Raw genomic sequence first — 12,805 nt, 5'->3', positions numbered from 1 at the left:
TAATTAGGTTGGTAGTTTTTTTGTGCCGCAAAAGTAGTTAATTTGAAATTGCAGATTTTCTAAAATTTATAATAGGGTAATTACGTTGTAAGTTCCCGAAACGGCTGAAATCCGGAAATTGGGGACAAAAACTTGTGTATTAGGCCAGAAATGCGGAAATAACCGGCATCCGGGAACCGGCAACAGGCAACAATCTCCTGAGTTTCTGACCGAAAACACTATCTTTGCCAACTCTAAAAAAATAAATCGAAACAATCCAATGAGAGCACTGGTTAGCATTTTTGCAGGTCTGTTGATACTGATCTCTTTATACCAGCTTTCCTTTACCTGGTTCGTAAACCAGCACGAAAAAGAAATGGGTAAGAAAGCAGAGGTGTATGTTAAACGGACCTATCCCCTTACTCCTCAACAGAAGTACCCCACTAACTCTGAAGCCCGCGCCTATTACAAGGATACCGTGGACAATGCACATGACGCTTATCTCGATAGCTTGCTGACTGCTACAAGAGACAAAAAAATTACCTGGTGGGGTCAAACTTACCAGAAAGCGAAAGAAAGCGAATTGTTGCTGGGTCTTGATTTGCAAGGTGGTATCAACGTAACTATGGATATAGCCCTCGACGGTCTGATCAAAGGACTGGCTAACAATCCAAAAGATCCCCAATTACTAAAGGCCATCGCTGAAGCACAAAGAAGAAAGCTCAGCAGCGATAAAAACTTTATCGATCTGTTTGCTGATGCCTACCACGAGCAAAACCCGGGCGCCAGACTGGCTCCCCTGTTTGTGAGCGCCAACAACAAACTGAGCGGAACCGCTTCTGACAACGCGGCACTGAACTACCTTCATGACCAGGCCACTGCCGGCATGAAACAAACTTTCCAGGTGCTGCGCGAACGTATCGACCAATTCGGTGTTGCCCAGCCCAACATCAACCTCGATGAAAACAAAGGTATCATCACGGTTGAACTGGCCGGCGCCAGCGATCCGGAAAGGGTTCGTAAATACCTGCAATCAACAGCCCACCTGCAATTCTGGGAAGTGTATACCCTGGAAGAGCTGTCAAACTCTGTAATGAGTGCCTCAAAAGCGCTCGACGACTACATGGCTGCTACTATTACAGATTCGAATGGGGTTGCTAAAAAAGATACTACCACCAAGAATCTGCTGGTTAGCAAAATTAAATTCATTCCACCTCAACATGATCCCAATAGCGGCAAAGTAAGCTACTCTCCTTCACTGGGTGTTGCCCTTTTAGCCGATACTGCTGCGGTTAATAAATACCTGAACATTCCGGCCGTTCGCAATAGTTTCCCTGCTAACATCAGGTTCCTGTGGGGTAAACAAGATCGCGACGACGAAGGCAAACTGAGCAATTTCCTCAGATTATATGCGATCAAGACCATTCCTGGCAGAGACAAAGCCTTCCTGGAAGGCGACGCTATCGAAGATGCCCGCCAGGAGTTTGACCAGGTTACCAATGAAGTGGCTGTTGCCATGGAAATGAACCCCACCGGCGCCAGAAACTGGGCTACCCTTACCGGAAGGAATGTAGGCCACCCCATCGCCATTGTGCTGGATGACATCGTATACAGCGCTCCTAACGTAATTCAAAAGATCGAAGGCGGCCACTCCCGCGTTACCATGGGTTCTGGTGGTAAAAACCAGCAACTGGTGGTAGAGGAAGCCAATGACCTGGCCAACATTCTGAAAGCCGGTAAACTGGAAGTTCCCGCTATCATCGTTCAGGAACAAGTGGTTGGTCCTACCCTTGGTACACAAGCTGTACATGGCGGTATAATGGCCTTCGCTATTGCTTTTATCGTGATCTTCGCCCTGATGCTGGTATATTATAATACTGCAGGTATTGTAGCCAACATCGCCCTGATACTGAACCTGTTGTTTACCGTCGGCGTATTGAGCGCCATGAATGCCACTTTAACAGCGCCCGGTATTGCCGGTCTGGTGTTAACCATTGGTATGGCAGTAGACACCAACGTAATCATCTTTGAACGTATTAAAGAAGAGCTGTCAAAAGGTAATACCTACGCACAGGCGGTTAAAGCCGGTTACCTGCGTTCATTACCACCGGTACTGGATGCGCACATCACTACCATGCTGACAGCTATCATCCTGTTCATTTATGGTTTAGGCCCGGTATTAGGTTTTGCTACCACCCAGATCCTCGGTATCCTGTTATCGTTGTTCTGCGGTATCCTGGTATCACGCCTCATCACTGATTTCTATACCAACAAGAACAGACACTTCGTATACTTCACCGGTTTATCAAAACGTATCTTCAAACACGCGGCTTTCAAGTTCATTCAGTACCGCAAGGTTGCCTACGGCATTTCTGCAGTGGTATTATTACTGGGTGTAGCTTCTTTCTTCCACGGTTTCAGATACGGCGTTGAATTTAGCGGTGGTAGAAGCTATGTAGTGAACTTTGGTAAATCTGTGAATGCTGAAGAGATCCGGAATTCACTGGAAAAAACCTTCGGCACCACACCTACCATTAAAACATATGGCGGTCCCGACAGGCTGAACATCACTACCGATTACCGCGTTAGCGAAACCGGTATTACAGTAGATTCAGCTGTTCAAAGCACTTTATATACCGGGTTGAAACCTTACTTAGCAGAAGGTACTACGCAGCAGGATTTCAATACCCGTTTGCTGGAAGGTAGTAACAAGGTGAACCCCACCATTTCTGATGACCTTAAAAAAGGCGCTCAGTGGGCTACTTTCTGGTCAATGCTGATCATCGCCATCTATATCTTCATCCGTTTCCGCGACTGGAGATATTCTATGGGAACCATCGTGGCCCTGTTACACGACGTATTGGTAACCCTGGCAGTGTTCTCGTTCCTGAAAGATGTGGTGCCCTTCCCGCTTGAAATTGACCAGCACTTCATTGCTGCGATATTGACCGTAATTGGTTTCTCCATGAACGATACCGTGATCGTGTACGACCGTATCCGCGAATACAGTCATACCATGCACGGCGCCGATAAAACCACCATCATTAACAAAGCGATCAACGATACCCTGAGCCGTACTATTATGACGTCGCTCACGGTGTTCCTGACCATCCTTATCCTGTTCCTGGTAGGTGGCGAGGTAACCAAAGGTTTCGCCTTCGCCATGTTGATCGGTGTTATTACCGGTACTTATTCTTCCATCTTTGTAGCAGCGCCGATCCTGATCGACTTTGCCAAAGACAAACCGCTGGGTGAAGCCGCTCCTGCTCCTAAAACAGGAACAACTCCCCAAAAAGCGACGGCAACTAAAGCTTAATAAGAATTAGCTACTTTATAAAAAAGCCTCTCGTTTAACGGGAGGCTTTTTCTTTGGCCTCCCCCCGGCCCCCTCCGGTGGAGGGGGAGAAATACAGCATCACGCCATTACTCAACCTGTTAATTTTTCAACCTTCCTTCCTCCCACTTCTAACATCTTACTTCATGCCATCAACCCTCCTCCTACATTATTCCACCTAACCTCCTTCTTCCTGGTCAACTGGTTAACTGGTCAACTTGTTAACTTGTCAACTTATCAACTCACCAACCCGTCAACCCGTCAACTTAACTACCCATTAACCAACGCAGCGCTACTTAACCACCAATTAACCTCCCACCATTTATCCTCATACCAACTTTGCATTCATAGGTCCATTAAACAGACTGATCACCCGACTAAACCGACAAGTATGCAAATTTTCCAGACCAATTCATCCACCCGATGGAACCAGTTCAAATGGACCCTTCTCTTTTTACTGCTGGGATTGATCTTCGCGATCACCGTACTGATCGTAGCGCTGAAACAGGTTTATACACCCGCAATTCCGAACCTGAACAATCGCACCGCGCAATTAACCAATGGATTTCCCGATAAAAATGATGTACCCATTTCAAAAAAATGGGCGCCTGGTTTTGAGAAATACATCAGGCGTAAAGAAAAAAAAGCAGCGGAAAAGAAAGCAGCCCTGCTGGCACCTACCGCGCCTACATACCAGTTGCCGCCGGCCTATGCCTCGTTCAACCGGTTTCCCTGTGGCATTCGCTCCGCCTTTTATGTAGCCTGGGACCCGCAATCGTTCTATTCGCTGCAACGGAATATTTCGAACCTCAACCTCGTGATCCCTGAATGGATGTTCATTGATCCCAAAACCGACACCATTACTACCCAGGTGGATGACCGGGCGCTGGCCATTATGAAAAAAAGCGGCGTGCCCATTATGCCTATTCTTTCCAACAACTATAAAACAGAATTTTTGGGCGAACCGGTTCACCGCATTCTCACCAACCCGGCCAAAAAAGAGAAACTGATCAACGATGTGATCAACATCCTTGAAAAGAATCATTTTATTGGCGTGAACGTTGACTTTGAAGAATTGAAGGAAGAGTCAGATGAACCCCTGGTAGCTTTTCAAAAAGAACTGTATACCCGCCTGCACGCAAAAGGCCTGCTGGTAACACAGGACATTTCCCCCTTCAACAACGATTATAATTATGAAGAACTGGCCAAATACAACGACTATATCTTCCTGATGGCGTATGACCAGTATGCCGATAACACTGGTCCCGGCCCCATAGCCCACCAGCAATGGATTGAGTCTGCCGTTGATAAAGTGGCCCGTAAGATCCCTTCTAACAAATTAATATTATCACTGGCGGCATACGGATACGACTGGCCGCAGCATGGCAATGCTACCAATATTACCTACCAGCAGGCCCTGTCAACCGCCCGCGAATCGGAAGGTGTTATTGATTTCGATAACAATTCCTATAATTTGCATTACAGTTATTATGACGATGATGATAAACCGCACCAGGTTTACTTTATGGATGCCGCCAGCACCTTTAACAGTCTGCGTTTTGCTACTGAATATGGACTCGCCGGCACCGCCTTGTGGCGTCTGGGCAGTGAAGACAGCCGCATCTGGAAATTCTATAGCCAGGATATGCAAAAATCAGCGCTGGCTAACTTCGACTTTAAAAAATTCATTCGCGTACAATCGAGCAACGATGTGGATTATATGGGCGAAGGCGAGATCCTCGATATCCTGAGCACGCCTGTGGATGGCCGCATCACGCCTGAAATCGACAGCGCCGATATGCTCATCAGCGAAGAACGCTACGATAGCCTGCCAAGCATGTTCGTGGTTAAAAAATACGGTACCGCCGATCCTAAAAAACTGGTGCTCACTTTTGATGATGGCCCCGACCCCACATGGACGCCCCAGGTGCTGGACATTCTGCAAAAAGAAAAGGTGCCGGCCTCCTTTTTCCTGGTAGGTATCAATGCCGAGAAAAATATTCCCATTGTAAAACGGATATATAAGGAAGGGTACGAACTGGGCAACCACACCTTTACCCATCCGAACATTGCAGAAATATCGCCCAGGCGGGCGCTGCTTGAAATAGAAAGCACCCGGTTGTTGCTGGAATGCATTACCGGCCACTCCACCATCCTGTTCAGAGCGCCGTACAACGCCGATTTTGAACCGGAGAAGATGGAAGAACTGCTGCCCGTGGCCATTGCCCGCACCAAGAATTACCTGGATGTGGGGGAATCGGTTGACCCGCTTGACTGGGAGCCGGACGTAACTGCAGATAGCATTGTGACAAGGACCATCAGACGCAAACAGGAATTGACGGCTGCCGGGTTAAGCGGTAACGTTATCTTACTACACGATGCCGGCGGCGATACCCGTAGCGAAACCATCAAAGCCCTGCCCCGCATTATTGAATATTTTAAAAGCCGGGGCTATCAATTTACCACTATCGCTGATTTGCTGGGTAAGAAAAAAGCCGAGCTGATGCCGGCCGTGCCCAAGGGCAAAGATTACTACCTGGTACAATTAAATTACCTGTTGGCTGAATCGGGTTACTGGGCAGGTGAAATATTGTTCGTTTTGTTTGTGGTGTTCATTGTGTTGTCGATGGCCCGGCTGGCATTTCTGGCCTTTTTGGCCACCCGCCAGCGCCGCAGGGACAGATTAACGGTTTGGCCCGCGATAACCGATTACCCGCTGGTATCTATCATTGTGCCCGCTTATAACGAGGCCGTAAATGCTGTTAACTCAGTAAACAACTTATTAAAGACCAACTGGCCCAATACCGAGATCATTTTTGTTGACGATGGCAGCAAGGATGGCACGTATGAAAAAATACACGATGCATTTCAACACCATCCCCGGGTAAAAGTATTTACCAAGCCTAATGGCGGCAAAGCATCGGCCCTGAACTTTGGTATAAAGGAATCAAATGCTGAGTATGTAATATGTATCGACGCTGATACGCACCTGCACCCTGATGCCATTCCGAAGATGATGAGGCACTTCATGGTCGATGAAGGAAATAAAAAGGTAGGCGCCGTAGCCGGCAACGTAAAAGTGGGTAACGTGGTAAACATGCTCACCCGCTGGCAGAGTATCGAGTACATTACCAGCCAGAACTTCGACCGCAAAGCATTTGCCTGGCTCAATGCCATTACCGTAGTGCCGGGCGCCATTGGCGCCTTCCGCAAAAAAGCCATCGAGGATGCCGGCGGTTTTACCACCGATACACTGGCCGAAGATTGCGACCTGTCGGTTCGCATTTTGCGGCAGGGGTATACCATTGCCAATGAACGGGAGGCCCTGGCGTTTACCGAAGCGCCCGAATCGGTGACAATGTTCATAAAACAACGGTTTCGCTGGAGCTTTGGGGTAATGCAAACTTTCTGGAAGCATCGCCAGGTGTTGTTCAATAAAGAACACAAGGCACTGGGTTGGGCGGCGTTCCCCAATATTTTACTTTTCCAGTTCATTATACCGGCCTTTGCCCCTGTGGCTGATTTCTTTATGCTGATTGGCATACTCACCGGCAATGCAGAGCACATTCTGCTCTATTACGGTTTGTTCATGCTGGTTGATGTGGCCGTATCGGTACTGGCCTTTCATTTTGAAAAAGAAAAGAAATCGCGCCTGTTATGGTTATTGCCGCAACGGCTTATTTACCGCTGGCTCATGCTGATAGTCTTGTTCAAAGCATTCCTGAAAGCGATTAAAGGCGAATTACAGGGCTGGGGCGTGTTGAAGCGTACAGGAAGCGTACAGGCGGCTAAAGGCGCTTATAAGGTAGCATAATAAGAAAATTAAATCCCCATGAATCAGATACGGGTACCGGGCAACCGGTACCCGTTTTACATACCGCCTGTAACCTGTAACTTGCAACCTGTATTGGCAATTGAAAAGGAGCCATGCCCTATCAGCTTTATCAACCCTGTTAACTTTATCAACTTTTACCAAAATGCATGCTACAAAAGCAAAATATATCAGTGAGTTGCTGAATACCGAAAACGACCACCTGAAAAAATTGAATGAGATCGTTTTGCAGTCAATAGAACAGGAGAAATTACTGCTGGAGAGTATCGCTCAGCAGGGTACAGAAAAGCTTAGTGTTGGCCAGCGGATGGCCGACAAGGTGGCCCGTTTTGGCGGCAGCTGGAAATTCATCACCTGGTTTGCGGCCCTGTTAGTAATTTGGATAAGTTTTAACCTGCTGATAGTGAACCGGGACCGGTTCGACCCCTATCCTTTTATTCTGTTGAACCTGCTGCTCTCCTGCCTGGCGGCCATTCAGGCCCCGGTGATTATGATGAGCCAGAACCGGCAGGAAGAAAAGGACCGTAAACGCAATGAGAACGATTATGTGGTAAACCTGAAAGCGGAGATCGAGATCAGGACCCTGCACCAGAAAATTGACCTGCTGATGCAGGAGCAATTCAAAAAGCTGATAGAATCGCAGGCGGAACAGATCAAGCTATTGCAGAGCATTATAAGGGAAAATACGAAACACAATGGGAATGATAAGAGTAAAGGCAGTGGGCAGTAGAGAAACGGCAAAAGGCAAAGGGAAAACAGAGACAAGCATCAAGCTGTAAGTCGTAAGCCGTCGCGGCAATGGCCCCTGAAAATTCGGAAATACCGCTATTACTCATACTGTTCGAATTAGAGCCTTTGCCCTTTGCCCTCTGCCTTGCCTTTTCAAAACAAAAAAGCAAGTCCTTTTAAAAAAACTTGCTTCAGCATAATTACTCCCCCTTTAGGGGGATGGGGGTAAACAAAAACGCCGCCCACCCGGAGCGACGTTTAAACCCTAAAGAAACCGACCTATTTTAATTCTTTTTATCGTGGTGCTTTCCGCCAGCATGGTGAGTGCTGTCAGCAGCCTTTTTTGGTTCTTTTACATGGGCAGGCTTTGTACCTGTTGAATCTTTCTTTGGGTGATGTTGTTGAGCCATAGTAACATATCCGGTCATTAAAGCTAAACCTGCGAGTAATAATACTTTTTTCATTTGTGAATATTGAAAGGTTGTTTGGGAATGATTTGACTGTGTGAAAGTATTCAAATGTGCTACCCGGGAAAAATTTTATGGGCTGCTTAACTGGTGATTAACAATCTCCCACAATTCGTAACTTTCCTTAACATCCGTTTAACCAGATTACAAAAAATGTAAGCATAATGGATAGCAAATTTGCTAACAGGAGTTTATCAGATTTTATGCGTTCATCAACACTCAGATGGCTGGTGCTTTTAGCCAGCATTTTAATAATGCTGATAATAGCCGTTCAGTTGTTCTGGCTGAATAAAGTGTATTCATTCGAGCAAAAAACTTTTAATACAAACGTTGTAAAAAGTATTCGGGGCCTCTATGAAGATATCGATCTTGCCGACACCCGCTCCAATCACTTACAGGACTTAATTGAACAGCCAAATACAGATTATTATTTATTCCGGGTTGAGAATTATTACCCCGAAGATAGCATTGCCTCTTACCTGAAGCACGAATTGAACGATTTTGATGTATTGACCGATGCCTACCTGGGTTATTACAGCGCCGGTAACAAAGATTATAACTATACAAAATATATCAACGCAGCGGCTTCGCGGTATGGTTCGGAAGGTATAAACCTCTCCGTATATCACCGGAAGCACAATTACCTGATGCTGTATTTTCCACACCGCAACAAATATGTGCTGCACCAGATGAATTTCTGGTTCATCAGTAGCGCCATCCTGTTTGTAGTATTGATCGGGCTGGCAGTGATCCTGTTCTTCTTTTACCGGCAACGGTTCCTGGCCGAAGTACAGAAAGATTTCGTGAACAATTTCACCCATGAATTTAAAACTCCGCTGGCGGTAATGAAAATATCGTCGGAGGTGTTGTTGCAGGATAAAATAGCTACCCAGCCTGAGCGTTTGCGTAAATACGCCACCATCGTTGAAAATCAAACCCAGCACCTGCAGGAACAGGTAGAGCGCTTGTTGCAGATTGCCCGCAGCGACCGGAAAGACCTGCCCATTCAGAAAAAACAGGTAACGTTAAAAGAGCTGATTGAACAGGCCGTTGCCAAAATGCAACCCCTGATCGATGAGAAAAAAGCGGAGGTGAATATCCCGATCGATGAAGAACAGAATATTGAATTGTATGCCGACCGGGCGCATCTGGAACTGGCCATCGTAAATTTGCTGGAGAACGCCCTTAAATTCTCAGAAAAACCACACATCATTATTTCAATAGGTCATGAAGACGGAAACATCTACATTTCAGTAAAAGATAATGGTATTGGCATAGAAAAGAAATACCAGAAACGGTTGTTCAAGAAATTTTATCGCGTACCCACCGGCGATGTACACAATGTAAAAGGATTTGGATTGGGATTGAACTTTGTAAAAAGGATCATCGATGCCCACCACGGATCCATTAAAATAAACAGCCTGCCTGGTATTGGAACCGAATTCAGGCTTATTCTTCCAGCATCTGTAAATAGTTGAACATGGTTACAAAAAAAGTAAAAGTTCTGTTGGCCGAAGATGATATGTCGTTAGGATATGTGATCAAAGACAACCTGCAGGACGCAGGTTACGAAGTGGTGTTATGCCCCGATGGACAAACCGCTATTGAAAAGTTCGATAAGACCCAATACGATATTTGTTTGCTCGACGTAATGATGCCCAATAAAGACGGATTCACGGTGGCCCGCAAGATCCGTCAGCAAAGCGATATGGTGCCCATTCTTTTCCTTACCGCCAAATCGATGGAAGAAGATAAGGTAAAAGGATTTCTAACCGGCGCCGACGATTACATTACCAAACCTTTCAGCATGCAGGAACTGCTGCTGCGGATGGACGTATTTATTCGCCGCTCCCGTAAACTGCACGCCGACCTGGTGCAGCAATATTCCATTGGACAAATGAAGTTTTCCTATACCGATCTTAAATTACATACGTCTTCAGAAACTTTTACCCTTACACAAAAAGAAGCAGACCTGTTGAAATTCCTGTGCGAGCATGCCAACCACATTTTAAAACGTGATGAGGTATTGCTGAACGTGTGGGGAAAGGACGATTACTTCCTGGGCAGAAGTATGGATGTGTTTATGACCAAATTACGCAAGTACTTTAAAGCCGATCCAAATATCATTCTCGAAACAATTCATGGCGTTGGTTTCCGGTTCAATGCAGAAGTGAGTTAGTCTTTCTACACTCCAGGCCCTGTAGCCAGATAAAAGGCCTGGTACGCTAGTTGTTAAATAATTTTATGAGAATACTGGCGACGTTCCTGTTACTCACGGTATATAAATTTGCTTTAGCCCAATTACCTGCCGACTCCATCAAGGAACGCGGCTGGAGCTTTCATGCACAGGCAACCTCCATATGGCAGTACCATCCCGACTTTTCGGCCGGGTATACCGGCAAAAACAGTTTACTGACATCCGAACCCGGACAGGTTTCTTTTACCAGTACTGTATACGCAGGGAGAAAATTATGGAAACAGGCAGCTATTTATTTTAACCCCGAGGTGGCCGGTGGCAGCGGACTCAGTTCAGCTACGGGTGTTGCCGGTTTTCCCAACGGAGAAACCTTTCGCATCGGAAGCAAACAATTGAAACTATATGTAGCCCGCCTGTACCTGGAACAGAAATTTTCCATAGGTTCCGGAACCAGTTGGGAACCGGACGATCTTAACCAGGTTCAGCAACATACCCCGGCCACGTATCTCTCCATCAGGGCCGGTAAATTCAGCATAGCCGATTTTTTTGACGATAATAGCTACAGCCACGACCCACGTGAGCAGTTCATGAACTGGAGCCTGATGAGTTATGGCGCCTGGGATTACCCTGCCAATACCCGTGGCTATACCATTGGTGCGGTGGTAGAATATCATACCCCTTCCTGGGCTGTTCGGGCAGCCATGACGCAAATGCCCAGCTATGCCAACGGGCCCACCCTCGAAAATCAAATAAGCAAAGCGTATGGGTTAACAGTAGAAGGTGAAAAGAACATCCGGATCAACAACCGGTCGGGCGTTGTACGGCTTTTGTTATTTCATAACCTGGCCCCAATGGGAAATTATGAAGAAGCAATAAAAAACACCCTCACCCCGGATATAGTAGCCGTGCGAAGCGATCCCCGGTCAAAGAACGGGATTGGCGTTTCGCTGGAACAGGAAATCTCCAGCCTGGCCGGCATTTTTTTACGGGGAAGCTGGAATGATGGTAACAATGAAACCTGGGCATTTACTGAAATTGACAGGTCACTGTCGGGTGGTATTGTATGGAATGGTTCAGCCTGGGCAAGAAAAAATGATGAGTTAGGCGCCGCCGTGGTAGTAAATGGAATTTCAGACCCCCACCGCAATTACCTGAAAGCCGGTGGGTATGGGTTTATTATCGGTGATGGTAACCTGAACTATGGCCATGAAGCCATTTTTGAAGCCTATTATAAATTCAGCATCCCGGTGGTGTTTTTATCGCTTAGTCCCGATTACCAGTTTGTGCTGAACCCGGCTTACAACAAAGACCGTGGGCCGGTGCATATCATTGGAGTGAGGGCGCATGTGCAGTTGTAAAAAAAGAAGCCCCGTTTAGCGGGACTTCAGCAAACTGATAAGCTTATAATACTGTAAAAACGGGTTATTATTTCTGCATATTCTGTAACGAAGCCAGTCCTTTCTTAAGGTCTTCAGCATTCATTACCGGGCTCATTTCCACTTTGGCATGCATGTTCATAAAAAAAGGTTCGGAAATGGCGGGTATTTCGGAAGGATCTTTCAGGTCAAATATGATAAGGGCAGTACGGCAACCATCCATAGCTGTAAAATAGGCGGCTTCGGGTTTTAATTTCTCCATGGTTGCTTCCATCATTTTGGGAAGAGAGCCGTCCTTAATGCCATTGTTGGAAGCTACCACATCCATGGTAATTTTTAGTAGTGTGCGCATGCTTGAAATTTTTAATGGTAAAAAAATACTCATACACATTTCTAATGCGCATCACTAATTATCCCCGATAGCTTAGGTAAGCAGGTACTGAAGGCAGGAGAAATCAAATATACAATAAAACTGTTATTCTTCCCTTAAACTGCAAAAGAGGTTCCACAACCGCAGGTTTTGCTGGCATTGGGGTTATTGAAAGTAAAGCCCCGGGCATTTAAGCCATTGGCCCAGTCAATTTGCATCCCCATCAGGTAAATGGCATGCGATTTATTCATGATGAAGGATTGTCCTTCAAATTCAAAATCCGAATCATCGGCTTCTCTGTCGTCGAAACCCAGCACGTACGACAGGCCGGAACAACCGCCACCTTTTACGCCAACACGCAAAAACTTGGTCTTGTCGAACTCAGGGGCGTTCATCAGGCGACGGATCTCATCAAGGGCGCCGGCAGTAAAACTCACAGGAACAGCCGTTGTCATTTCCATACTTACATCAATTTTATAAAGCAAATTTACAATAAAAAGAGATGTCAGGCACCGGTTACC

The 12,805-nt window shown here is 46.3% G+C and carries 9 protein-coding genes; 6 read left to right on the top strand and 3 right to left on the bottom strand.

Annotated elements, in window-relative coordinates; genetic code table 11:
* The first annotated feature begins 259 nt into the window (after positions 1-259).
* The 3 genes from secDF (at position 260) to ACJ751_RS12875 (ending at position 7,875) form a co-directional block, all read left to right on the top strand.
* Positions 260-3,295, top strand: a complete 3,036-nt coding sequence (secDF, locus tag ACJ751_RS12885; protein ID WP_407745905.1) for a protein translocase subunit SecDF — start codon at positions 260-262, stop codon at positions 3,293-3,295.
* Positions 3,296-3,704: 409 nt separating this feature from the next.
* Positions 3,705-7,127: a glycosyltransferase gene (locus ACJ751_RS12880; RefSeq protein ID WP_407745904.1), complete on the top strand. Its 3,423-nt coding sequence runs from the start codon at positions 3,705-3,707 to the stop codon at positions 7,125-7,127.
* 163 nt (positions 7,128-7,290) lie between these two features.
* Complete coding sequence (locus ACJ751_RS12875; RefSeq protein WP_407745903.1) at positions 7,291-7,875, top strand: DUF1003 domain-containing protein; 585 nt, start codon at positions 7,291-7,293, stop codon at positions 7,873-7,875.
* A 283-nt stretch (positions 7,876-8,158) separates the two neighbouring features.
* On the opposite strand, the gene ACJ751_RS12870 is transcribed toward ACJ751_RS12875, so the two are convergent.
* On the bottom strand, positions 8,159-8,338 hold the full coding sequence (locus ACJ751_RS12870) for a hypothetical protein (RefSeq protein ID WP_407745902.1): 180 nt from the start codon (positions 8,336-8,338) through the stop codon (positions 8,159-8,161).
* A 206-nt stretch (positions 8,339-8,544) separates the two neighbouring features.
* Here ACJ751_RS12870 and ACJ751_RS12865 point away from each other — a divergent pair, with 206 nt between their 5' ends.
* The 3 genes from ACJ751_RS12865 to ACJ751_RS12855 all read left to right on the top strand — a co-directional run bounded on the left by ACJ751_RS12865 (position 8,545) and on the right by ACJ751_RS12855 (position 11,896).
* Positions 8,545-9,819, top strand: a complete 1,275-nt coding sequence (locus tag ACJ751_RS12865) for a sensor histidine kinase (protein ID WP_407745901.1) — start codon at positions 8,545-8,547, stop codon at positions 9,817-9,819.
* A 2-nt stretch (positions 9,820-9,821) separates the two neighbouring features.
* The gene (locus ACJ751_RS12860) at positions 9,822-10,520 is read left to right on the top strand and encodes a response regulator transcription factor (RefSeq protein WP_407745900.1); all 699 of its coding nucleotides are present in this window, start codon (positions 9,822-9,824) and stop codon (positions 10,518-10,520) included.
* Positions 10,521-10,585: 65 nt separating this feature from the next.
* A complete protein-coding gene (locus ACJ751_RS12855) occupies positions 10,586-11,896 on the top strand; it encodes a carbohydrate porin (protein WP_407745899.1) in 1,311 nt (436 codons plus the stop codon).
* Positions 11,897-11,963: 67 nt separating this feature from the next.
* On the opposite strand, the gene ACJ751_RS12850 is transcribed toward ACJ751_RS12855, so the two are convergent.
* On the bottom strand, positions 11,964-12,266 hold the full coding sequence (locus tag ACJ751_RS12850; protein WP_407745898.1) for a hypothetical protein: 303 nt from the start codon (positions 12,264-12,266) through the stop codon (positions 11,964-11,966).
* Positions 12,267-12,400: 134 nt separating this feature from the next.
* Positions 12,401-12,805, bottom strand: a 405-nt coding sequence (locus tag ACJ751_RS12845) for a HesB/IscA family protein (protein ID WP_407745897.1), incomplete at its 5' end; no start/stop codon positions are given.

It is taken from the genome of Niastella sp. (assembly GCF_045805085.1).
Classification (GTDB): Bacteria; Bacteroidota; Bacteroidia; order Chitinophagales; family Chitinophagaceae; genus Niastella.
This window is presented reverse-complemented; position numbering and strand designations above follow the sequence as displayed.

Coding starts and splice junctions, on each gene's coding strand:
- ACJ751_RS12860 (WP_407745900.1), top strand. CDS start 9,822: ATGGTTACAAAAAAAGTAAAAGTTCTGTTGGCCGAAGATGATATGTCG.
- ACJ751_RS12850 (WP_407745898.1), bottom strand. CDS start 12,266: ATGCGCACACTACTAAAAATTACCATGGATGTGGTAGCTTCCAACAAT.
- ACJ751_RS12855 (WP_407745899.1), top strand. CDS start 10,586: ATGAGAATACTGGCGACGTTCCTGTTACTCACGGTATATAAATTTGCT.
- ACJ751_RS12865 (WP_407745901.1), top strand. CDS start 8,545: ATGCGTTCATCAACACTCAGATGGCTGGTGCTTTTAGCCAGCATTTTA.
- ACJ751_RS12880 (WP_407745904.1), top strand. CDS start 3,705: ATGCAAATTTTCCAGACCAATTCATCCACCCGATGGAACCAGTTCAAA.
- secDF (WP_407745905.1), top strand. CDS start 260: ATGAGAGCACTGGTTAGCATTTTTGCAGGTCTGTTGATACTGATCTCT.
- ACJ751_RS12870 (WP_407745902.1), bottom strand. CDS start 8,338: ATGAAAAAAGTATTATTACTCGCAGGTTTAGCTTTAATGACCGGATAT.
- ACJ751_RS12875 (WP_407745903.1), top strand. CDS start 7,291: ATGCATGCTACAAAAGCAAAATATATCAGTGAGTTGCTGAATACCGAA.